At 42.5% G+C, this 22,390-nt stretch carries 20 protein-coding genes; 12 read left to right on the forward strand and 8 right to left on the reverse strand.

Annotated features, from left to right (window positions below):
• The first annotated feature begins 172 nt into the window (after positions 1–172).
• Together I8752_RS26345 and I8752_RS26350 are read left to right on the forward strand one after the other, a co-directional pair.
• The gene (locus I8752_RS26345) at positions 173–1,156 is read left to right on the forward strand and encodes a GntR family transcriptional regulator (RefSeq protein WP_214435183.1); all 984 of its coding nucleotides are present in this window, start codon (positions 173–175) and stop codon (positions 1,154–1,156) included.
• Between the two features lie 87 nt (positions 1,157–1,243).
• Entirely contained in the window at positions 1,244–1,903 is a 660-nt protein-coding gene (locus tag I8752_RS26350; RefSeq protein ID WP_225895917.1) for a nitroreductase family protein, read from the forward strand.
• On the opposite strand, the gene I8752_RS26355 is transcribed toward I8752_RS26350, so the two are convergent.
• On the reverse strand, positions 1,900–2,820 hold the full coding sequence (locus I8752_RS26355) for an alpha/beta fold hydrolase (protein ID WP_214435185.1): 921 nt from the start codon (positions 2,818–2,820) through the stop codon (positions 1,900–1,902). The genes I8752_RS26350 and I8752_RS26355 overlap by 4 nt on opposite strands.
• A gap of 102 nt (positions 2,821–2,922) precedes the next feature.
• Between I8752_RS26355 and I8752_RS26360 the strand changes: the two genes are divergently transcribed.
• Positions 2,923–3,099, forward strand: coding sequence for a hypothetical protein (locus I8752_RS26360; RefSeq protein ID WP_214435186.1), 177 nt, complete (start codon positions 2,923–2,925; stop codon positions 3,097–3,099).
• Between the two features lies 1 nt (position 3,100).
• Here I8752_RS26360 and clpX read toward each other — a convergent pair whose 3' ends face one another.
• From clpX to tig, 3 genes are all read right to left on the reverse strand, one after another.
• Entirely contained in the window at positions 3,101–4,441 is a 1,341-nt protein-coding gene (clpX, locus tag I8752_RS26365; RefSeq protein WP_214435187.1) for an ATP-dependent protease ATP-binding subunit ClpX, read from the reverse strand.
• Positions 4,442–4,450: 9 nt separating this feature from the next.
• Positions 4,451–5,149, reverse strand: a complete 699-nt coding sequence (clpP, locus tag I8752_RS26370) for an ATP-dependent Clp endopeptidase proteolytic subunit ClpP (RefSeq protein WP_214435188.1) — start codon at positions 5,147–5,149, stop codon at positions 4,451–4,453.
• 252 nt (positions 5,150–5,401) lie between these two features.
• Positions 5,402–6,865, reverse strand: a complete 1,464-nt coding sequence (tig, locus tag I8752_RS26375) for a trigger factor (protein ID WP_214435189.1) — start codon at positions 6,863–6,865, stop codon at positions 5,402–5,404.
• A 794-nt stretch (positions 6,866–7,659) separates the two neighbouring features.
• Between tig and I8752_RS26380 the strand changes: the two genes are divergently transcribed.
• The 4 genes from I8752_RS26380 to I8752_RS26395 all read left to right on the forward strand — a co-directional run bounded on the left by I8752_RS26380 (position 7,660) and on the right by I8752_RS26395 (position 12,509).
• Complete coding sequence (locus I8752_RS26380; RefSeq protein ID WP_214435190.1) at positions 7,660–8,703, forward strand: aspartate-semialdehyde dehydrogenase; 1,044 nt, start codon at positions 7,660–7,662, stop codon at positions 8,701–8,703.
• A 151-nt stretch (positions 8,704–8,854) separates the two neighbouring features.
• Positions 8,855–9,739, forward strand: coding sequence for a 4-hydroxy-tetrahydrodipicolinate synthase (dapA, locus tag I8752_RS26385; RefSeq protein ID WP_214435191.1), 885 nt, complete (start codon positions 8,855–8,857; stop codon positions 9,737–9,739).
• Between the two features lie 275 nt (positions 9,740–10,014).
• Positions 10,015–11,784 carry a ribonuclease J gene (locus tag I8752_RS26390; RefSeq protein WP_214435192.1) on the forward strand — a complete coding sequence of 590 codons (1,770 nt, stop codon included), beginning with the start codon at positions 10,015–10,017 and terminating at the stop codon, positions 11,782–11,784.
• Positions 11,785–11,948: 164 nt separating this feature from the next.
• Positions 11,949–12,509 carry a Uma2 family endonuclease gene (locus I8752_RS26395; protein ID WP_214435193.1) on the forward strand — a complete coding sequence of 187 codons (561 nt, stop codon included), beginning with the start codon at positions 11,949–11,951 and terminating at the stop codon, positions 12,507–12,509.
• A gap of 86 nt (positions 12,510–12,595) precedes the next feature.
• On the opposite strand, the gene I8752_RS38185 is transcribed toward I8752_RS26395, so the two are convergent.
• The gene (locus tag I8752_RS38185; protein ID WP_263986232.1) at positions 12,596–12,718 is read right to left on the reverse strand and encodes a hypothetical protein; all 123 of its coding nucleotides are present in this window, start codon (positions 12,716–12,718) and stop codon (positions 12,596–12,598) included.
• Between the two features lie 1,079 nt (positions 12,719–13,797).
• Here I8752_RS38185 and I8752_RS26400 point away from each other — a divergent pair.
• Positions 13,798–14,175 (forward strand): Mo-dependent nitrogenase C-terminal domain-containing protein, encoded by a 378-nt coding sequence (locus I8752_RS26400; protein WP_214435194.1) that lies wholly within the window; start codon positions 13,798–13,800, stop codon positions 14,173–14,175.
• 88 nt (positions 14,176–14,263) lie between these two features.
• On the opposite strand, the gene I8752_RS26405 is transcribed toward I8752_RS26400, so the two are convergent.
• Positions 14,264–16,201 (reverse strand): caspase family protein, encoded by a 1,938-nt coding sequence (locus I8752_RS26405; RefSeq protein WP_214435195.1) that lies wholly within the window; start codon positions 16,199–16,201, stop codon positions 14,264–14,266.
• A gap of 197 nt (positions 16,202–16,398) precedes the next feature.
• On the opposite strand from I8752_RS26405, the gene I8752_RS26410 reads away from it, so the two are divergent.
• The 3 genes from I8752_RS26410 (at position 16,399) to I8752_RS26420 (ending at position 18,074) form a co-directional block, all read left to right on the forward strand.
• Positions 16,399–16,932, forward strand: a complete 534-nt coding sequence (locus I8752_RS26410) for a hypothetical protein (protein ID WP_214435196.1) — start codon at positions 16,399–16,401, stop codon at positions 16,930–16,932.
• Positions 16,933–17,077: 145 nt separating this feature from the next.
• Positions 17,078–17,248: a 50S ribosomal protein L32 gene (rpmF, locus tag I8752_RS26415; protein WP_096558475.1), complete on the forward strand. Its 171-nt coding sequence runs from the start codon at positions 17,078–17,080 to the stop codon at positions 17,246–17,248.
• Between the two features lie 223 nt (positions 17,249–17,471).
• Complete coding sequence (locus I8752_RS26420) at positions 17,472–18,074, forward strand: sulfite oxidase-like oxidoreductase (protein ID WP_214435197.1); 603 nt, start codon at positions 17,472–17,474, stop codon at positions 18,072–18,074.
• A 114-nt stretch (positions 18,075–18,188) separates the two neighbouring features.
• Here the strand turns inward: I8752_RS26420 and I8752_RS26425 are convergent, their stop codons facing one another.
• Positions 18,189–19,571 (reverse strand): aldehyde dehydrogenase, encoded by a 1,383-nt coding sequence (locus I8752_RS26425; RefSeq protein WP_214435203.1) that lies wholly within the window; start codon positions 19,569–19,571, stop codon positions 18,189–18,191.
• A 225-nt stretch (positions 19,572–19,796) separates the two neighbouring features.
• Positions 19,797–20,942 (reverse strand): ATP-binding response regulator, encoded by a 1,146-nt coding sequence (locus I8752_RS26430; RefSeq protein ID WP_214435198.1) that lies wholly within the window; start codon positions 20,940–20,942, stop codon positions 19,797–19,799.
• Positions 20,943–21,183: 241 nt separating this feature from the next.
• On the opposite strand from I8752_RS26430, the gene ispG reads away from it, so the two are divergent.
• Positions 21,184–22,390 (forward strand): (E)-4-hydroxy-3-methylbut-2-enyl-diphosphate synthase (ispG, locus tag I8752_RS26435; RefSeq protein ID WP_214435199.1); only part of this gene is annotated, 1,207 nt, incomplete at its 3' end.

A 22,390-nucleotide genomic window follows, 5' to 3' on the forward strand; every position in this document is an offset into this window, starting at 1 on the left:
ATTTGATATAACTATGCCAGTATATACAGGCTGTTTCCAATCAAATTATCAATTTCCAAAAGTGAGTGCATTAGTAATTTCTCCTAGAAAAAATTCATGTTTAAATAAAATTTTTTACATATAGCAAATGCAGCTGGTCACTTGCTGCTACTAGTATTCAGGAGGTTTGGTGATGATTCAATTCCGTATTCAGCCAGACAGCGAAATTCCCGCATCAGCCCAGCTGTTTAATCAAATTCGGTTTGCGATCGCTTCTCGGCAATATCCACCTGGTTACAAATTGCCAAGTACACGGGCGCTGGCAATGCAAACTGGGTTACACCGTAATACTATTAGCAAAGTATACCGCCAGTTAGAAGACGATGGATTTGTGGAAAGTCTGGCTGGTTCGGGAATTTATGTGCGCGCTCAAGGTCACGAGGGCGGTAGCAAGCTGCAATCGCCAATTCTCAAACAACATCCCGACGCAGATAAAATTGTCCAGCAAGCACTAGACGAACTGCTCTCTCAAGGCTGTTCGCTCAATCAAGCTAGGGAGCTATTTTTAGCAGAAATTGATTGGCGTTTGCGTTGTAGCGCCCAGGTGTTGGTTGCTGTGCCATCTCATGATATGGGTGCTGGTGAATTAATGGTGTATGAGTTGGAACAAGCTCTGAAAATACCGATCCAGTTAGTAGCGATGGAAGAATTAATAGCTGTTCTAGATAAAACTACCTCGGCTACGGTGGTCACAAGTCGATATTTCATTCATGATGTGGAAGCGATCGCAGCTCCCAAAGCTGTACGGGTAATTCCTCTGGATATCTACGACTACACGAAAGAACTTAACCTGCTCAAAACTCTCCCAAAACAAAATTGTGTGGGCATAGTTAGTCTCAGTTCTGGAATTGTCCGCGCTGCTGAAGTAATTCTCCACGGTTTACGCGGTGATGAAATACTGGTAATGACTTCCCAACCAAAAGATGCTTACAAACTAAGCGCGATCGTTAAGCGAGCTGAAGTAATTATCAGCGATCAAGCCAGCTTTCCAGTGGTACAAGCAGCCGTACAAGCATCTATCGAAGATATTATTCGTCCGCCCAAGCTGATTAAGGTAGAAAATTACATCGGCACTAATTCAATTAACTTGTTAAAACGAGAACTAGGTTTAGGTTAACCCAAAGGTAGAAGAGAGCGAGATATATATAGGGGGAGAATGGCATAGAAAGACACATTTAAGAAATTTCCTCAAATGGTTGTGAAAATGCACCCTTCCATTGGTCTAGTGGAAGCAATTAAGCAGCGTCGTGCTGCTCGATCTTTCAGAGGCGACCCCATTCCCGAAGCGATTTTGCAAGAAATTCTCGAACTAGGAATCCAAGCACCATCCGGCTTTAACCTCCAACCTTGGCGATTTATTGTCGTTAGCAAGCAAGAAAATAAAGATAAACTCCAAGCTTGCGCTTTTAATCAGCGACAAGTGGGTGAAGCGCCAGTGGTGTTAATTTGTTGTGGCGATCGCCGGATAACGCAGATGGAATATATTACCTCTGTCATCCATCTAGGGGAAGATGCAGGGGCAATGAATGATAGTTATGCAAATTATCTCCGTTCCAACATTCCTGAATTTTTTGCCAATCATTCCAGCTTTGAGACAATGGAAACTTGGACTAACCGCCATACAATGTTAGCGGTAGCCTACATGACGATTGTGGCAAAAAGCTTTGGTATTGATAGCTGCCCAATGGAAGGATTTGACAGCGCTCAAGTCAAGGAAGCATTCCAAATTCCTGAAGAAGTGGATGTTTGCTGTTTGCTAGCACTTGGCTATCCTCAGGAACCTTTTAAGCAATATGGCGGCCGCTTCCCCAGCGACCGAGTTTTCTTTAACGAAAAATATAACGCACCTTTCCAATTCAGTTAACTGATTTGCAGTTCTGGTGTGGGAATTTGCAAAAACTCTCGCACCCGCCGCAAGTAAGTTGGTGCATCTTCCAGCATTGGGAAATGCGCTGTATTGGGAATAACGACAAACTCAACTTTGTCGTTGAATGCAGCTGCTTGACGACCCATCTGAGCGGGAATAATTTTGTCATACTCCCCTGAGACCATCAGAGTTGGCACTGTCAACTTAGCAAACTCTTGCGGCATCACTTCAGCTTGGGCTTGACTAACAGAAGTAAAAATTGTTCCCAAAGCTGCATCATAATCTGCTTCGAGAAAATCTTGCAAAAAAGCTTGGCGTTCCGCGGCTGGTATGGGACTGTGCAAAAATCTCGCCATAAACATCCTGTCAACAAATGGTATTTTTCCTAACCATTTGGGACGGAATTTAACTACATAGCCCCCAAATTTATGAAAAGCTGTAAAGGCTTTTTCGTCATATTCAAAAACTCCGCTACAAGTTAGAATTCCTTTTTCCACTTTTTGGGGATAGCGGTTAAAAAACATAGTGGCTACAGAAGCACCCATAGAATGAGCATTGACAAAGACACGCTGGAGGTGCAACTCATCCAACAAAGCTGCTAAGTCCTCAGCATACTCTTCCATTTCATAGGTTAACTCTTTGATTGCTGCTGATTCTTCTTGAAGAGACTGAGACTCAACAACAGATTCGCTAGCTTGGGCGATGGTTGGTTTGCCACTAGAACGCCCAAATCCTCGCATATCGTAGAGTAAACAATCAAATTGCTCTACTAAAGCCTCAGCAGTGCTTCTCCAATACCTAGCCGAACCAGCCCAACCATGAACGAACACCATCACTGGCTTAACCAAAGAACTAGAGGGTTCTTTCACCCACTCGTAATAATGCTTAATGCCACGAACGTTAATAAAAGACATTTTTTAAAATTAGTAGTAGAGACGCGATTAATCGCGTCTCTACAATAGTTAGGAGTTTTAAATTAATTCTACACTCCTAACTGTACTCAGCAACGCCACTTGATGCCAGTCCGCTCAAGTCGGGAGACCCGCCCACGCGGCTGGCTCCTCTACTTGGGGAGACCCCAAGACCCTAAAGGGTTCGGCAGTTACTCCACTTGGGGAAACCCCAAGACTGTACTGCCTCACCGCAGTGGCTCCTCAGCACTCAGCACTCAGCACTCAGCACTCAGCACTTAATTTATGCCGATTCTGGCTTAGGTAGCGAAGATGGGTGTACTATCAGTTCCGCCGTTGAGCGTTTCTCAACCATCTCCCGCGTAACTGTACAGCGAGTCACATCCTTACGAGACGGCAACTCGTACATCACATCAAGCATCAGTTCTTCCACAATGCCCCGCAGTGCTCTAGCGCCAGTTTTACGACGGTAGGCTTCTTGCGCGATCGCTGTCAAGGCTTCTGGTTTAAATTCTAATTGGACGTTATCCATCTTCAGCAGCTTTTGGTACTGCTTCACCAAGGCGCTACGCGGTTGTGTGAGAATCGCCATCAGCGCTTCTTCATCCAGGGGATCTACCACCGCTACCATTGGCACTCGTCCAATAAATTCGGGAATCATGCCAAATTTCACCAAGTCATCGGGTTCTAGATAACGGAGAGTATCAGCAGTCCGCTTTTCTTTCGATTGTCCTTCTCCTGGTTGGACAAATCCTATTGACTTTTTGCCTGCTCTCTGCTCTACCACTTTCTCTAAGCCGACAAAGGCTCCGCCACAGACGAAGAGAATATTGCTGGTATCAATCTGGATGCAGTCTTGATAAGGATGCTTGCGTCCTCCCTGAGGTGGTACGTTAGCGACTGTTCCTTCTAACATTTTCAACAAAGCTTGCTGCACGCCTTCGCCGGAGACATCTCGTGTAATTGAGGGATTTTCACTCTTGCGGGCAATTTTGTCTATTTCGTCGATGTAGATAATGCCGCGTTGTGCTTCCTCTACATCTAAATCTGCTACTTGTAACAGTCGCAGCAAGATATTTTCTACATCTTCTCCGACATATCCTGCTTCTGTCAGCGTCGTGGCATCAGCGACAGCAAACGGTACATCCAGAATTTTGGCCAAGGTTTGCGCTAAGAGAGTCTTGCCACAGCCTGTCGGCCCGATTAACAGAATATTGGACTTTTGCAGTTCTACAGCATCATCGGCTACGCCTTTGCCATTGCCTTTGGATTGAAGGATTGCCAGCCGCTTGTAGTGATTGTAAACCGCAACTGATAGCACCTTCTTAGCTTCATCTTGACCGATAACGTGTTCGTCTAGGTACTTCTTAATCTCTCTGGGTTTGGGTATTTGATTAAACGAGAGATTAGAAGAGCGAGCGCGGCGTTTTTGTGGTGGTTCTGACTTGGGTGCTGGTTGGGAAGCTGCACCGTTTGTGTCGAGTAACTCCTCATCTAGTATTTCATTACACAAGTCTACGCATTCATCGCAGATGTAGACTCCCGGGCCTGCGATCAACTTACGCACCTGCTCTTGAGACTTGCCACAAAACGAACATTTTAAATGGGAGTCGTACTTAGACATACCAGCCTCTTATTTCACAATGGTGACGTTTTCCCCTGCGGTGGGAAGATTTTGTCTGGAGATGACTTGATCGATCAAGCCGTAATTTTTAGCCTCTTCTGCCGACATAAAAAAGTCGCGTTCGGTATCTGCTTCGATTCTTTCTAGAGGTTGACCAGTGTGACTAGCCAGTAACTGATTCAACTTAGCCTTAATATAAAGAATTTCCCTTGCTTGAATTTCTATGTCAATGGCTTGACCTTGAGCGCCACCCAGCGGTTGGTGAATCATGATTCGGGAGTCAGGCAGAGACATCCGCTTACCCGCAGTTCCTGCTGTCAGTAAAAATGCCCCCATGCTCGCGGCTAATCCAAAACATATGGTAACAACATCGGGACGAATTTGCTGAATTGTATCATAGATTGCCATCCCTGCGTAGACAGAGCCGCCAGGAGAATTGATGTACAGTTGAATATCTTTTTCTGAGTCTTCAGCATCTAGAAATAGCAACTGAGCAACAATTGAGTTGGCAACGGCATCATCTATAGGCGTTCCCAAAAATATAATCCGCTCTCGCAGTAGGCGGGAGTAGATGTCGAAAGCCCTTTCTCCCATACCGGATTGTTCTACCACCATCGGCACGATGTTGCTAAAACCACTCATGTGGGAGTAAATTCCAATTCGACTTGAGTTGCTAATAGGGTAATTTCCCGACTGCGATGTAAGCATATAAGAACATTTGACAATAAAATAGGACAGGTTTTGGCAGCTAGTACCGCCTTTTTAAGGGATGCGATTTCTATTTGAGGTATGTGTTAACCATTATGCCTCATCTATAATTCTTCTCGTGTAACACACTATCAGGCTCAGGCGGTAATATCTGCTGCAATTTATTGAAGATTGCGTAAATATTCCGCCTTAAGCAATGCTTCATGCTGAGTAAACATTTGTAATACTCATGACTCAGCACCGAACAATTTATTATCCTTGTATTGATTCTGTAGTAGCTGTGGTGCTTTCTTCCTCAGTCTGAGGTTCAGTTGTCTGGGACTGTGCGAGTTCAGCTGTTGTTTCCTCATTAGAACTCAAAGATTCTGTTTCGGATGCAGCGCTTAAAGAACCTTCAGGTACAAGTTCGACTGATGAGTGTTCTAAAAGCCAATCAATGATTTTTTCAGTTAACAGTTCGTTTTCCACCACTGATTGCAGCCTCTCTTCGTCGATGTCTTCGTTGGGATACTGCTGCAACAGTTCTGTGACTCTAGCTTGAATTTCTTGGGGTGTCACCTCAATGGACTCGCGTTTGCTGACTTCTCGCAATCCTAAGGATCTTTTCAGGCGTTCTATGGCCTCAGTGCGCGATCGCTCCCGTAACTGAGGAATAATATCTTGAGTGAACAACTTTTTCACATCTAGTCCTTGCTGAGAAAGCCGGACTGCTGTCTGAGTCAGCATCGCGTCTACTTCTTGCTCGATCAGTGTTTGTGGCAAGTCTACTTCCACGTGCTTGAGCAATTCCCCTAACAAAGCTTCCTGCTTATTGTTTTTGGTTTTGTCCTCAGCTTCTTTTTGATATCGCTCTTCCAAAGACGCGCGCAACTCATCCAAGGTGTTGAAGTCGCTAATTTCTTGAGCGAAGTCATCATTTAATTCTGGTAGCTCTTTTTCCTTGATTTCTTTCAGCGTCACTGTAAACAGCGCTGGTTTTCCAGCTAGTTCTTCGTTGGCATAAGGATCTGGAAACTGAGCCGAAATTTCTTTAGTTTCCCCAGGATTCAACCCTACCATCCCCAAGACAAAACCCGGAATAAACTTATCTTCTTGCAATTCCACTTGAAAATCAGTCGCTTCACCTCCCGGAATTGGCGTTGGTTCGGCTGTTTCATCGTCACCCTCACCTTTGGCGAGTACACCTTTAAAATCGACTACAGCCACATCACCAATTTGAGCCGCGCGTCCTTCCACAGGAATCAAGGTGGCCATTTCTTGACGTTCCTTTTCCAGAACCTTCTCCACCTGAGTCGGGTCGTACTTGATTTCCTCTGCTTTGGCTTGCAAATCCGTGTACTGCACTAAATTTACTTCTGGTTCCACATCCACAGCCGCAGCAAAGGTCAAAGGTTTCCCAGGTTCATAATTATTAATCAATTCCTCAAACGAAGTTCGCAATTGCGGTTGACCAATTGCCGGAATCGCTTCTTGTTTGACTGCTTTCTCAATACCATCTTGAATTAGTTCTTCCAGCGCCGCTGCCTTAATTCGAGTTACGCCTAAACGCTGTAGTAATATTTGCCGGGGTACTTTGCCTTTACGAAACCCAGGAATATTTGTACTACTTGTTAAGTTTTTAATTACCTGTTCGTAAGTTTGCTTGGTAATTTCTGGCGTAATCTCTATTTCCAAACCAATTTGGCTGGCGGGAAGTTTCTCCTGGGTGACTTTCATGCTTAGTTTCTATTTTCTGGTATTTTTAGTTCTTTTGTGAGTTGATGTCTCTTGGTGAGGATAAGAGGTATCCATCAGGCATGTCATGAAATCCAAATAATGGATCGATGCCCTTCAGTAGATATCCAGTGTACTGCCAATGGCAAAGGACTGGACACTTTACCGAAATAACTTAACCCATTCGCAAGGATTGAGAACTGGGTACAGACAACTCTCACTTTATTCCCTTTTCCCTGTCTTTTTCAGTCCGCGATCGCCAATAAACTGGACTTGTGACTCAGAAGGCTAACACCGTGATATCCTGGTTATCAACTAGCTAGACTCCAATACTTTCTTTATAATTGGCTCTGTCTGCCTTGTGTAACTCAGCCTAGCTACTGTTTTAGCGTCAGGCTTAGTTTTCTCCTGTGCGAGTTGAAGTACATTTGGATCGTAGTATATCTAATGTTCTGCCAAACAACTTGACAGGCAAGATATTTATTTAATTTAAAAATTGAAGATATGTACCAAAATTCAAGTGTAAATACTTCAGTTATCTACTGAACTATAGTTTGGTGTATGATAATATATATTTTTTTAGATTTGTAGTAGATTTGAAAAGTAATTATTGTAAGTTTCAATAACACTTAACAGATTTAAGCTAAAGAATAAATGTATCCCTGGAATAAAGTTCAAGTATAGTTAAAAAAACTTTATTAGAAGTCTACTATTGTAATTTAAAAAATCAGTATGGATAGACTATAAATTGTTCTAAAAAATTAATCGCACATAACCTCTTAAAGGAGGAAGTAAATTTGACGAAATCCTATCGTGTAGCTATTTTGGGAGCGACTGGTGCTGTAGGCACAGAGTTGCTGGAATTACTGGAGCAACGGAATTTTCCGGTTTCAGATTTGAAGTTGTTAGCTTCAGAAAGAAGTGTCGGGCGAACACTACAATTTAAAGGAGAAAATCTCCCCATAGAGTCAGTAAGCGATCGCGCCTTTGAAAATGTAGATTTGGTACTAGCTAGTGCAGGTGGTTCCACATCAAAAACTTGGGCAGCAATTGCAGTCGAAAAAGGTGCAGTAGTCATCGATAATTCCAGCGCCTTTCGGATGAACCCGGAAGTTCCTTTAGTGGTTCCAGAGGTGAATCCCCAAGCCGCTGCTAATCATCAAGGAATTATTGCTAATCCCAATTGCACGACAATCTTAATGGCAGTAGCAGTCTGGCCCTTGCATCAAGTAAAATCAGTGCAACGAATTGTCGCTGCAACCTATCAATCAGCTAGTGGTGCTGGTGCTAAAGCCATGGCAGAAGTCAAAAATCAAGCCAATGCCATCTTACAAGGACACTCGCCAGTCGCTGAAGTATTGCCTTACCCGTTAGCATTTAATTTATTTCCTCATAACTCGCCCTTGAATGATTTCGGGTACTGTGAAGAAGAAATGAAAATGGTCAACGAAACCCGAAAAATCTTTGGTACGCAAGAAATTAGAATCACTGCAACTTGTGTACGGGTTCCCGTACTTCGCGCCCATTCGGAAGCAATTAATCTAGAATTTGAGGAACCTTTTAGTCCAGATGAAGCAAGAGATATTCTCAGTCGTTCTCCTGGCGTGAAATTGTTAGAAGATTGGGAAAGCAATTATTTTCCCATGCCTATTGAAGCTACAGGCAAAGACGAAGTTTTAGTAGGTAGAATTCGTCAAGATATTTCCCATCCTCACGGTTTGGAACTATGGCTTTGTGGCGATCAAATACGTAAAGGCGCAGCACTGAATGCAGTACAAATTGCCGAGTTGCTCGTAGAGAAAAATCTACTTAAACCTGCACAAGTATATGTTTCAAGATAGTTGTCAGTAGTCAGTAGTCAGTTGTTAGACATAAGCAACTGACCACTAACAAATGTGCGAATTACGCTTGAAAGCTATTGGCAAATAGGTTATTAAAATAAAAACCACCAAAGCAGATAAAACAGTTTGGGTAATTAGGAGTGAAAAAAGGGTGGGAGAATTTGGCAGAGTTTTAACCGCTATGATTACGCCGTTTAAAACAGATGGTAGTGTCAACTACGATCTAGCGGCAGAACTAGCAGCACATCTAGCTAACAACGGCACAGATACATTGGTAGTGTGTGGTACAACCGGGGAATCCCCTACCCTAAGTTGGGACGAAGAATACCAATTGTTTGTGGAAGTATCGCAGGCCGTAGCAGGCAAAGCCAAGATAATAGCAGGATGTGGTTCTAATTCCACCAAAGAAGCGATCGCTGCAACGCAAAAAGCAGCTAAAATAGGAGTACATGGTTCTTTACAAGTCGTTCCTTATTACAACAAACCTCCGCAAGCAGGTCTGTATCAACACTTTCAGGCAATAGCGCAAGCTTGTCCCGATTTACCATTATTGTTATACAATATCCCCGGACGTACTGGGCAAAACCTCAGTCCCGAAACAGTTGCCCGGTTAGCTGAAATTGACAATATTGTTGGGATAAAAGAAGCAAGTGGAAATTTAGACCAAGCGAGCGAGATTCGCCGCTTGACACCAAAAGAATTTCACCTTTACGCTGGAGATGATTCCTTAACTTTGCCCTTATTGGCGATCGGAGCAAAGGGCGTAGTCAGCGTAGCTTCTCATCTGGTAGGAAATCAACTACAGCAGATGATTCAAGCTTTTAGTGCGGGAAAAATTGAAGTTGCCAGTGACATTCATCTCCAACTCTTCCCGTTATTTAAAGCCTTATTTTTAACTACAAATCCCATTCCAGTGAAACAAGCGTTAAAACTTAAAGGTTGGGAGGTTGGTTCAACTCGTCTGCCATTATGCGAAGCCGAGTCGGAAGTCAGTCAGAAGTTAAAGGTGGTGCTGGAGAAACTTGGTTTAATCTGAACAATAATTTCTGGAGTTGCTAGCTTCTGGTTAGTAAAGATGTATATCAAAAAAGGGCATATTTGTCAGCAATTGGTGCTTTAAAATCTGTGCTACCAAAATAATAGATATACAATGAATCCTTCAATGTAAAATCGCTTTTATTGAACAAATAATTGAACATCTGAATTAAAATTTAGCTGCTTTCCAGATAGAAAGTCTATATTGTCTTTCAAACAAGAACGCTAACTTTCAATTTATTAACACTAAACAACAAAACAAAATCTCAGGAGAAAATGGCTAAAAACGAAGCTAACTCCGCCCTCAAAATTATTCCTTTGGGCGGTTTGCATGAAATTGGTAAAAATACCTGTGTATTTGAATATGATGATGAAATTATCCTATTAGATGCAGGGTTAGCCTTTCCCACAGAAGCAATGCATGGGGTCAATATTGTCCTACCAGATATGACCTATCTGCGGGAAAATCGTCATAAAATTAAAGGCATGATTGTTACCCACGGTCATGAAGACCATATCGGTGGAATTGCTTTTCACCTGAAGCAATTTGAAATACCTGTGATTTACGGGCCGAGACTAGCAATGGCAATGCTAGAGGGTAAATTAGAAGAAGCAGGAGTACGCGATCGCACAGAATTAAGAACAGTCCTGCCCCGCGATGTCGTGCGAATTGGAAAATCTTTTTTTGTAGAATATATCCGCAACACTCACTCGATTGCTGATAGTTTTACTGTTGCTATTCATACTCCTTTGGGTGTGGTGATTCACACAGGAGACTTTAAAATTGACCATACACCAGTAGATGGTGAAAGATTTGACCTCCAAAGATTAGCAGAACACGGCGAACAAGGCGTACTTTGCTTATTAAGTGACTCTACCAACTCAGAAGTACCCGGATTCACTCCTTCAGAACGTTCGGTTTATCCCAACCTCGACCGCGTATTCAGTCAAGCAACTGGGCGACTATTCGTCACGACATTTGCTTCCAGCGTCCATCGCATCAACATGATTTTGGATCTGGCGAAGAAGCACAACCGCGTAGTGACAGTTGTTGGGCGTTCGATGCTAAATTTGATTGCTCATGCCCGCAATCTAGGTTACATCAAGTGTGAAGATAATTTGCTACAACCTTTGCACGCAGTCCGTAACCTGCCTGGCGAAAGTGTGCTGATTCTGACCACAGGTTCCCAAGGTGAGCCAATGTCAGCAATGACTAGGATTGCCAACAAAGAACACCCTCATATTAAAATCCGCGAAGGAGACACGGTAGTATTCTCCGCCAACCCGATTCCGGGAAATACGATCGCAGTGGTTAACACCATTGATAAATTGATGATTCAGGGGGCAAAAGTCGTCTATGGTCGGGACAAAGGCATTCACGTTTCAGGTCACGGCTGTCAAGAAGACCAAAAGCTGATGATTGCCTTAACTCAACCTAAGTTCTTTGTGCCAGTTCATGGCGAACATCGGATGCTTGTGAAGCACTGGGAAACAGCTCAGAGTTTAGGTATTCCCGCAGAAAATATGGTCATCATCCAGAATGGTGATGTCATAGAACTAACTGAAGATGCCATCCGCGTTGCTGGTAAAGTACCATCTGGTATCGAACTAGTGGATACTACGAGTTCTGGTATGGTGAGTGCCAAAGTCCTGCAAGAACGCCAACGCATGGCAGAAGAAGGTATTGTTACCATTGCTGCGGCCATTGATTGGAGTGGCAAACTACTGGCCAAGCCAGAAATTCATTTGCGGGGTGTCGTTACAAGTGTAGAGCGATCGCTCCTGCAAAAATGGGTACAACAACGAATTGAAGAAATTCTTAGCGTTCGCTGGTCAGAATTTGCTTCTTTAGAAGGCGAACAACCAGAAGTAGACTGGGGTGGATTGCAAGAAACTTTAGAACGGGAATTACAGCGTTCCATCCGCCGAGAACTGCAATGTCAACCATCTGTAACTTTGTTGATGCAAATTCCTGACGAACCACCTGTAAAAGTTGCCGATGGCAGAAGACGGCGGACTCGGACTGCGGCTCAAGTAGCATCATAATTTAGAATATAAAGCTTACCCAGAAGCGCACAGACGCAGAGTTTTTCTTAGTGTCTTTGCGCTTTGGTTTGAGATATTGTTAAAGCACAAAAACGGCTTGATTAAACCAAACCTCCTATCATAAGTGTAAAATCACTCGCTCATAGCTTGCAGAGGCGATCGCTATGACTAAAACACCGACAAAAATTACTACTCTTGAGGAGTACTTAGATTTTAATGACGGTACAGACAAGCACTATGAGCTTGAAGATGGAGTGCTAGTAGAAATGCCTCCCAGTACTGGCAAGCATGAAGCGATTATCACATTATTGTTAGTTCGCTTCTTTTTAGAAATTCAAAAAATGGGACTGCCTTTACAACCTCGTCTCAACGGTACAGAAGTGCTGACCAACAAACAACCCAGGCGACCTGATGTTTGTGTAATTACCAACGAACAAGCACAAAGTATTCAAAATACCTCGGCTATTCTCAAGACTGCCCCTAATCTGATAGTTGAGGTAGTAAGTCCTGAATCTATCGATCGGGACTATAACCAAAAAACCTCTGAGTATGCGGCTATCGGTGTTGGAGAGTATTGGATAGTTGACCCTCTGGAAAATCGGGTGACAGTGTGTCTGCTAGATCGAGGTAGTTACAAGCAAACTGTGTTTACTGGAAACCAAAACATTGTTTCTCAAATCTTCACAGAATTGACCCTGACGACAGAACAAGTGCTTTCAGCTTAAAGCAGTTGAGGTAGGAAAGAACTGCCAAAATCTGATACGGTAATATACCTAAACCAGTACGGAAACAACTACTAATGCTTGTATAGCTAAAGAGCCGCCCAACGCACTGGCTCGTCTTTGCGGTTCGTTCTTTCATAATTTTGCCTAAGTCCTAACCTTGAGATGCGATCGCTTTCAACGATCGAAAGATAAACTAGAAGTAAGTACATAAAGTCAGTGGAAACCCAAAGGGCAAATGCCCTAAAACACTTGGCATATAAAAAATAAGCCTAGACCATTTCATCGAATCAAAGATACAAATAATTTCTCCTCTGCCCCTTTGCCCTCCGCCTGAAAGTGAAACTGTATAACTGCTGGCAAAGTCGAGTTGCGCGCACATCTGGATAAAGTAGGCATAGCAGAGCAGTCTCACCCGAAAAATTAATCCGATTAGGGCAATGGAAGCGAATACCCCCAAGAAATCTAGGTAAGGAATACCAGAAAAAGAACTATTAAGTAGGTGGACATAATTAAATGTAAAATGCCAACCAGTGAAACCCTGTCATCAGCTGGCATTTACCTTCTGCCTTCTGCCTTCTGCCTTCTGCCTTCTACTTAGCATATTTTGGCGATTAGCGCTCAAAGTTGCAGCTGAGACGACATAGCATCTGATTTGATTCCTGGATTGTTCGTAGAAACAGGGAACAATGAACAGGAGACAAAAGACAAGGAATAGGGAATACTAAAGAAAGAATAAAGGTCTACCTAACTTCGCATAATCAAATAAGAGTTCTGTATTAGTTGCACCAGCAATGGCTGCGCTAATGCTAAGGGTTGTTCGCCGGATAACTAAAGGTTACGCGCAGAAAACTTCAACACCGTATTTCTCGTACTACGGAGCGAAATACACCTTTAACTTTGCTTGATGTTTAAATACAGGAGTTTGTATGCCTTCCCTTCTCCCTCGGCAAAGTTATTTTCATCTCTAATACTTGTGCTTACCTAAAATTTTGGTAAAAAGTGATTTTGTTAAGTTTTGTGAATTATAAACCAAAATCCGTCCAATGATAGATGTCTTTATTAAAATTTAAACTGTGTCAAGTTATGAACAAGATCGTATTATTACGCTACCGATCCTAGGGAAATTGCGATTAACTTGACGTAATAATAATTTAGGTTCTGACTTAAGTGGCTGTTTGGACTTCATATTGTATCTCAGTCAGGACACGATTCTTCTGCTAAAGATCGTTGCCACATTATATGTATTCATCGGCCAGGTGAATACCCTCAATAACACAGAGGCTTAATCATGAAGGTATTCGATAATACCACAAAAAAGATTTTCCTTGCAAGCTGGGTTTCGCTCGATCGTGCAGAAACTAGCAACACCCATCTAGCCCAGTTGCAAAGTCCAGTATCCAAGACTTACCATGACATTCTCCAACCCCTGCGGCGGCGAGTAGACAGCATTCAAATTCGCGATCGCCAATTAGCTCACCGTCTATGTAAACTGATTCCTTCTCAATGTCCTTTTGAGCGCGATATCAAATTATTTGGGAAAACCCTGTTTCACATTCCGCCCATGTGTAAACTCAATCCCTTATATGATGAAGTGGTTGGTTTGCGTTTTAGAGCACTTTGCTATCTAGCCGATGAATGCGGCGAAGATGTATCGCAATATTGCTAATACAAGGTAGAGACGCGATTAATCTCTTGTACAAAATTTAAGAGTTAGGAGTTGACGAACAACTCCTAACTCTTAAATTTTGTAATTTTTAATTTTTAATTTTTCTTGCTTGCCATTTTTGGATGGCTTCTTGAGCATCTTCGTAAACGGCTGTCACCTCTGGAACTAAAGCAGCGGTTTCAATTGCTGCTGTAAAGTTTCCTTGGTCGGCACGGCTTTTGGCTATATCTAGAATTTTTTCGCTCCAGTTCTTAATCGATTTCTGTGCCATATCAAAGCCTGGTTGACCTTGTGGCACTCTCTTGGCTACTTCGATGGCACGATTATAAGTAGATGCTTGTCCTGGCTCAATTAAGCGATTAGCGGCATCTAGAAGAGTTCTGTTACCGAGGTACTGCTTGGCCTGTAAACGCCACTGATTCATTGCTGCTTGTGCTTGGGGATAAAGCGGGTCATCTTTGGCGATCGCTTGAGCAGCGGCAATGGCACTGGCGTACTGCCTTTGTTTGGCACGACCCTCTGCCAAATCTAAAATCATCTGGCTCCAAATCTTAATATTTTCCTGAGCTTGTTCGTAAAGCGGTTCGCCTGGTTTAATTTTACGGGCAGTAGCGATCGCCAACCTCAAATCGCTAGCTTGAGTTTGTTTGAGAGACTTTTTCGCTAGGTCTAGCAATGCTTGATTTTGCTTTTTTGACTCGGAATTAATGGCTATTTGGGCGCTTGATTGGTTTTGTGGTGGAATTATTGAAGGTGTCTGCGATATTGAGCGAACATTTGGCGCATTATTGGATGATTCGGGCGCTAGCTGTCTATTTTGCAGCAATTTTACTTGATTGCGGAGAATAACTATAGAAATTAAAGCTACTACCAGGATTGTACCTCCGCCCCAAAATAAAAACTGTTTCCACAATTCCGTGTTTTCCTTATTTGCAGGCAAGCGGGTGATATGGGGTTGGGGAACATTGGGGAGAAACCTGCCTCCTACTTCCTGAGACGGTGCAACTGATTGGGGTGGCTGATTGAAGTACTGCTCTGTTGCTGATGGAAATTGTTGCTCAAACTTTTCACTGCCTGATGTGAATGACGATTTCGGCTGCTGGAAATTACTTAAGTTAGTTTCTACTGATTCTCCCCACATACCCAATTTTTGCGACTTGGCTGAAGTTATCGGGGACTTTTCTTCGAGGGAGGGTGCTGCAAGTGCAACAGCAAAGGTTTCCTGGGGGAAAATAATTGGTTCTACTTCATTGGGTTCTATTGTGCTGGGAACTTCTACGCGATCGCTTTGAATTCCAACACTGGGCAAAATATCTCGATCGCCAGTTGGTATGACCGTTACAGGGTTTTGTATGGGTCGCCAATAATGTTGACACAATTCTGGGGTGAGAATGCTGAGGTAGTTTTTTAGATCCTCCAAGCTGCTGCCATTACCAGCACGCAAAGCTTCTAACAAAGCTGCGGTAAAGAATCCGTGACCTAGTTCGCTGCTTTCGCGGGAAAATTGGTCTGGTTGGCAAGAAACAATTGACGCAAGTTGTAGTTCTTCGGCTAGTTCTATGGTTTCTTGACCAGTGGGAGCATCTGCTTGAGTGCCAGAAGCACGGTTGATATCCAGCAGCAGCAACACGTTAAGTTCGGCTATTTGCAGACTTTGCATTAGCGATCGCACTTCTATGCCAGTCTCCGGTGCTAGTTCGGGATTACCTTCCACTGGCATCAAGTAATCTTGACCCTCGTAGTTAACTCCATAACCGCTAAAAAATAACCATAGATGGTCTTGAGGTTGCCAACACGTTGCTGTCAAATCCTCCAGTAATAAAAGAATATTTTCCTTTGTCGGATACGTGGATCTATCCCCAATTGGCGGCGAAGTATCTGTCATCAACAGACAGCGTTGGGGTGCAAAACCTGCTTCATCAGCCAAATATTTACTTAGCACCTCAGCGTCTGCTTGAGCGCAACGCAAAGGTTGAAATAACTGATATTGATTTATGCCAATCGCGATCGCCCAGTAATTTGCCATCCCGCTCTTTGTCGGTTGTTATATGTTTGCCTAAAATTGCGGTTGGCTTTGCTGAAAAAACAAAGCTAACCTATGTCTTATAGTCTAGGAGATTGTCATTGAACTATTAATTTTAAGTATTTAAAATTACGTTGTTTTTTCGGAATATACAGTCAAAAAATTCAAATTTTAGTTCATTAATAAGGAGCCATAAAGCCATGACCAGGAGCGTTACTTACCTACTATCATCGATCGTTTCTTTTTCAGTTATTAGCCAAATTGCCAAGAAGATCCGGATATTTCCGTTAATGGTTTTAATTTTCTCCGCAGTACCCGTGTGGCTTGTAGCAGAAACGGTCGCACCTCAGATTGTGCAAGCTTATACCGCCAGAGTAGACCTGACTATTGACAGACTGCCAGACGAAAACTACGAAACCATACTGCGGAGAGCGGAAGCAACTGCTAGAGCAGCCGCTCAACGTAGTTTCGACCAAGATATTTTAGTTACAGACACTTCAATTATTGTCTCCGTACAAAATGATGGCGCGATCGCACCAGTTTTATCCTTAGAAGTTAGCCGCCAACAATGGCGCACGCGACCCGATGCTCAACGTTGGGCAACTTACTTCAAAACTGCGCGATCGCTACTAATGTTTGACAAAAATGGGCCAACTCAAGCAGCAGCGATCGCTATTCCCACAGCACCCCCAGCCTTAGCAAATCCTGTTCCTGCTAGTGAGCCACAAAAGTAGGTGGATGAGGGGGATGAGGGAGATGAAGGAGATGAGGGAGACAAGAAAAATAATCAGTACCCAATCCCCAATCCCCAATATTTTGGGTTAGTCGAGTTGATGGCTTAGAATAAAAAGGTTGTCAAGAATTGCGATATCCGCTATCATGGCTGTTCCTAAGAAGAAAACATCCAAATCTAAACGAGATAAACGTCGAGCTACCTGGAGACATAAAGCCGCTGTAGAAGCTCAAAAAGCTATCTCCCTAGGCAAGTCGATTTTGACTGGACGTTCTACATTTGTCTATCCAACTGCTGAAGAAGAGGAAGAAGAATAATTCCTCATCAATAAAAGCTAGTTCCCAAAAACTAATTGGGTTGATAAGAAGTTGGTAATGAGTAATTGTTCTCAATTACCATTACCTTGTACTTATGACTGACGATCTAGCGATCGCATAAATAGTAAATTATTTGGAGGTATGGGCTATTTAGCGTGCAATCAAAGGATGAAAATTCTCCTTTACCTGCGCTCTATTCCCTACTCCCAACTTTTAAAATAGTATGCCAAGTAAATTTTTTCATAAACCAAATCAGGAACAAGGCGATCGCGTCCCTCCCGGTCAGCATTTAGCTAAAGGCTTTCCTGTATTAACCTATGGTGCAACACCCCAAGTCAGCACTGAAGATTGGGAATTTCGAGTTTGGGGTTTGGCTAAACCCATTCTCTTAACTTGGTCAGATTTTATCGCGCTACCTCACAATGAATTCACAGCAGACTTTCACTGTGTAACGCGCTGGTCAAAGTTGGATGTCAAGTGGACTGGTATTAAGGTAGTAGACTTGATGAATTTGATTGAGGTAGATCCCCAAGCAGTGCATGTTATGGAACACTGCTACGGCGATTACACGACTAATATTTCAATGGAAGATTTTGTTCGGGAAGAAAATTTCTTTGCCTTTGAATTATTTGGGGAACCATTACCAGCAGAACACGGCGGGCCGATGCGATTAGTTGTGCCTCACCTCTATGCTTGGAAAAGTGCTAAGTGGATCAATGGTTTAGAGTTTCTTAATCAAGAGGAACTTGGTTTTTGGGAGCGTAATGGCTACCACCGCCGTGGCGAACCTTGGGCGGAGGAGCGTTACAGCAGAGCTTTTGGGTAAAGGGTCAGTTGTCAGTTGTCAGTTGTCAGAAGTCGCAAGTTATTCTCCCTTGTCTCCCTTGTCTTCCTCATCCCCCTCATCTCCCTCATCTCCCTCATCTTCCTCATGACTCCTTCAACCAAGAAGTCGTTTGAGTATAGACAATTTACCTTTGTAGGGAGCATATCGCCAATTTAAGTCTAGCCAGAATGAGTTTTGCAATACACTTTTGTAATGTGAAAAGGTATCAAAACTCGCTTTGCCGTGATAGCTACCAATACCGCTGTCGCCAACTCCACCAAATGGCAAAGATGAGATACCAAATTGCAAAACTGTATCGTTAATACAAACCCCACCTGATGAAGTTTCTTGCAAAACTCGCTTTTGCAGGTTTTTGTTTTGCGAAAATAAGTATAAAGCTAGAGGTTTTGGTTGAGAATTAATCAAGGCGATCGCTTCTGTAATGTCTCTGTATTCAATAATAGGTAAAATCGGGCCGAAAATTTCCTCTTGCATGACAGTAGCAGTTAAGGAAACTTTATCGAGCAGTGTGGGAGCAATATAACGTTCTGAAGGGTTTGTTTCTCCACCAAAGATAATTTCACCATCTTCAAGAAACTTTGCCAATCGCTCGAAATGTTTTTGGTTGATAATCCTAGCATAATCAGGACTATTTGCTGGATTATGTCCATAAAATTCTTTTAAGCATTTCTGTAAAGCATTGACCAAATTTTTTTTAATTTTTTGGTCAACTAAAAGATAGTCTGGTGCTATACAAGTTTGTCCAGCGTTGAGAAATTTGCCCCAAATAATACGTCTTGCTGTATGTTCCAGATTAATCTCACTATCTACAATACAAGGACTTTTACCTCCTAATTCCAAAGTAACTGGTGTGAGATGTTTTGCTGCCGCTGCCATGACTATTTTGCCTACGGCTGTGCTACCAGTAAAAAATATGCGATCGAATTTTTCTGCAAGTAGTTTTTGACTTGTTTCTACACCTCCTTCTAAGACGGCAATATATTCTGGCTCGAAATATTTGTTAAGAATATTAGCTACTAAATGCGATGTATGAGGAGCAAGTTCTGAAGGTTTAATAATTGTACAATTACCAGCTGCGATCGCACCTATTAAAGGTGAGATAATTAAATTAAAGGGATAATTCCAAGCACCAATAATTAAAACAACTCCTAGCGGCTCTGGATAAAGTCTGGCTGAGTAGGAAAAAAACTCTACAGAAACTTTTGCTTTTTTGGGTTTCAGCCAGTTATGAAGATGTTTAATAGCATAATCAATTTCTTTAATTACACTAATTTCTCCGATATAAGTTTCTAGTTCTGGCTTGTGTAAATCCGCTTGTAAAGCCTGGATTATTGATTGTTCGTTTTCAACTATTGCCTGTTTAAGAGCTTTAAGTTTTTCAATGCGAAAGGATATATCTTTAGTTTTGCCCGTTTGAAAAAAATCCCGTTGTTTTTGGATAACATCAATAACATTAGATGAGTTATTAGTCACAATATTTTATATAATTAGAAATATTTTACCGATCAAAAGTTTAATAGTCAGTAGCCAAAAGAAAAAATTAAATTTTGTGCGAAGTTGCCGATAAATGTGAACTCCACAATAAATAATAGATTTGGTAATTCTAACTGTTAGTGGGGCTTTGGCACACTAATTAATTTTGACTTCTAAATTCTTCTTCAACTAGCAAATAAGTTGTAGAAACCATAATTTAGAATCTACTCACTGTTTGATTGGTAGGCTAACAATGAATACACTACCTTTACCTAACTCTGAATTGATAATAATAGTACCTTGATGTGCCTCGACGATGCGGCGAGAAAGATACAATCCTAAACCACTGCCAGAACTCTTGTGGCTGCCTTGACGAAATCGTTCAAACAAGCTGGCTTGTTCTTCAAGAGGAATACCTGGGCCTGTATCCGCAACTTCAATCGTAATGTAGTCATTAACAGTAGAAGCCAAAGATAACTCAGAGCCAGGAATTTTGTTACTTAAAAGTATAGCGGTGAGGCGAATAGTCACTGAACCAGATTCAGTGAATTTAATCGCATTACCCACTAGATTAGTAAATAGACGATGTAATTCCAAGCGATCGCCCATAACTGCGATCGCGGTTGATTCCTCTGAAAAATCCAGATTGATAGATAAGGCTTTGTCTTGTGCTAGAGGTGTTAATTCTCCGGCTACCTCTTCTAGCAACTTAGCTAAATCGACTGGTTGAAACGCTAAAGTTTTACGACCTGCTTCAAAGCGATAAACTTCCAATAAAGTATTGACCATACTCAGCAAATTGAGATTGCTACGAGCCATGATGGTAATTACTTCTTGCATTTGCGGTGATAAAGTGCCCAAAGCACCCTGTCCAAACAGCATTAACATGCGATCGGCCGCCACCAAGGGAGTGCGTAAATCATGGGTGAGACGAGAAACAAAATCTTCTCGCTGGCGGGCAATTTCATCGCGTTCATCAATACTATGCTTCAAACGCAGCAGCGATCGCACCCTTGCCAGCAATTCATCTACAGTTACCGGTTTGCGGATAAAATCATCAGCACCCAAGTCTAATCCGTGTGCCACATTAGGCGCATCGTGGGCAGTAATTAGCAAGATAGGAATATATTGCTGCATCTTCATATCCCCTCGAATCCGCCTTGTGACTTCGTACCCATCCATCCCTGGCATCATCAAATCCAGCAACACCAAATCGCAAGGCGATGCTTGTAGTTGTGCCAATGCTGAAATACCGTTTTCTGCCGTGCTAATCGTGTAGCCTTCTTCCTCCAAAATCGTTTTGATCAAAAACACATTATCAGGAGAGTCATCGACAACCAGAATTTTGTCAGAACGAGAAGATTGCGAACTCATATAGTGCCGAAGTATGGGAATACAAGCAAGTTTTTAGAGAAACTGCATTTAAAGAAACATATATAACTCAGTAAAAGCGCGATCGCTCTTCAAATCAAATTGTATACATTGGATAAGATCATCTCTTTTTCTTTTCTTTTTTGCTACCTCATAGTTCAAAAAAGCTCCTGCTGTGGCAATCTGAAAAACAGAGACTTTTCAATCTGATATTTTAGCTACAGCAAATTTACCTAATAAGGTTATGCAAACTCTGCCCACGCCCACAACACCTGACACCACAGTAAGTCAACCCACCTTTGATACGACTATCAAGCGGCGTAAAACTAGACCTGTAAAGGTGGGAAATGTCACCATTGGAGGCGGCTACCCCGTTGTGGTGCAGTCGATGATTAACGAAGACACTCTTGATGTTGATAGTTCCGTAACTGCTATTCGTCGTTTGCACGAGATTGGCTGTGAAATCGTCCGCGTCACAGTACCCAGTATGGGTCATGCTAAAGTGATGGCGGAAATTAAACAAAAATTAATTAAAACTTACCAAGACGTACCAATTGTTGCTGATGTCCATCATAATGGTCTGAAAATTGCCCTAGAAGTCGCCAAACATATCGAGAAGGTGCGGATTAATCCAGGGTTATATGTGTTTGAAAAACCAAATTCTAAGAGAACAGAATATAGTAAAGCCGAATTTGATGAAATTGGTGAAAAAATTCGTGAAACTTTAGCACCTCTGGTGATTTCTCTGCGCGACCAAGGTAAAGCAATGCGAATTGGAGTTAATCACGGTTCTCTCGCTGAAAGAATGCTATTTACTTACGGCGATACCCCAGAAGGAATGGTGGAATCAGCTTTAGAATTTATTCGCATTTGTGAATCTTTAGATTTCCGTAACTTAGTAATTTCGATGAAAGCCTCGCGCGTACCTGTGATGGTAGCCGCTTATCGCTTGATGGCAAAGCGCTTAGATGAACTGGGTATGGATTATCCGTTACATTTGGGTGTTACAGAAGCTGGTGATGGTGAATACGGGCGAATTAAATCTACAGCTGGTATTGCCACATTGCTTGCTGATGGGTTGGGCGATACAATTCGGGTGTCACTGACAGAATCACCAGAAAAAGAAATTCCTGTTTGTTACAGCATTCTGCAAGCTTTAGGATTGCGGAAAACAATGGTGGAATATGTCGCTTGTCCCTCCTGTGGACGCACTTTGTTCAACTTAGAGTCAGTGCTGCACCAAGTTCGGGAAGCTACCAAGCATTTGACTGGGTTGGATATAGCAGTCATGGGTTGTATCGTTAATGGTCCCGGAGAAATGGCAGATGCCGATTATGGTTATGTTGGCAAGACCCCTGGTTATATTTCCTTGTACCGTGGCAGAGAAGAAATTAAAAAAGTCCCAGAAGCACAAGGAGTCGAAGAGTTGATTAACCTGATAAAGGCAGATG

This window comes from Dendronalium phyllosphericum CENA369, from assembly GCF_016056275.1.
Classification (GTDB): domain Bacteria; phylum Cyanobacteriota; class Cyanobacteriia; order Cyanobacteriales; family Nostocaceae; genus Dendronalium; species Dendronalium phyllosphericum.

Coding starts and splice junctions, on each gene's coding strand:
- I8752_RS38185 (WP_263986232.1), bottom strand. CDS start 12,718: ATGTACTTACTTCTAGTTTATCTTTCGATCGTTGAAAGCGATCGCATC.
- I8752_RS26420 (WP_214435197.1), top strand. CDS start 17,472: ATGCCAAGTAAATTTTTTCATAAACCAAATCAGGAACAAGGCGATCGC.
- I8752_RS26350 (WP_225895917.1), top strand. CDS start 1,244: ATGCACCCTTCCATTGGTCTAGTGGAAGCAATTAAGCAGCGTCGTGCT.
- I8752_RS26345 (WP_214435183.1), top strand. CDS start 173: ATGATTCAATTCCGTATTCAGCCAGACAGCGAAATTCCCGCATCAGCC.
- I8752_RS26410 (WP_214435196.1), top strand. CDS start 16,399: ATGACCAGGAGCGTTACTTACCTACTATCATCGATCGTTTCTTTTTCA.
- rpmF (WP_096558475.1), top strand. CDS start 17,078: ATGGCTGTTCCTAAGAAGAAAACATCCAAATCTAAACGAGATAAACGT.
- I8752_RS26430 (WP_214435198.1), bottom strand. CDS start 20,942: ATGAGTTCGCAATCTTCTCGTTCTGACAAAATTCTGGTTGTCGATGAC.
- I8752_RS26400 (WP_214435194.1), top strand. CDS start 13,798: ATGAAGGTATTCGATAATACCACAAAAAAGATTTTCCTTGCAAGCTGG.
- I8752_RS26405 (WP_214435195.1), bottom strand. CDS start 16,201: ATGGCAAATTACTGGGCGATCGCGATTGGCATAAATCAATATCAGTTA.
- I8752_RS26355 (WP_214435185.1), bottom strand. CDS start 2,820: ATGTCTTTTATTAACGTTCGTGGCATTAAGCATTATTACGAGTGGGTG.
- I8752_RS26395 (WP_214435193.1), top strand. CDS start 11,949: ATGACTAAAACACCGACAAAAATTACTACTCTTGAGGAGTACTTAGAT.
- I8752_RS26360 (WP_214435186.1), top strand. CDS start 2,923: ATGCCAGTCCGCTCAAGTCGGGAGACCCGCCCACGCGGCTGGCTCCTC.
- clpX (WP_214435187.1), bottom strand. CDS start 4,441: ATGTCTAAGTACGACTCCCATTTAAAATGTTCGTTTTGTGGCAAGTCT.
- clpP (WP_214435188.1), bottom strand. CDS start 5,149: ATGCTTACATCGCAGTCGGGAAATTACCCTATTAGCAACTCAAGTCGA.
- I8752_RS26390 (WP_214435192.1), top strand. CDS start 10,015: ATGGCTAAAAACGAAGCTAACTCCGCCCTCAAAATTATTCCTTTGGGC.
- tig (WP_214435189.1), bottom strand. CDS start 6,865: ATGAAAGTCACCCAGGAGAAACTTCCCGCCAGCCAAATTGGTTTGGAA.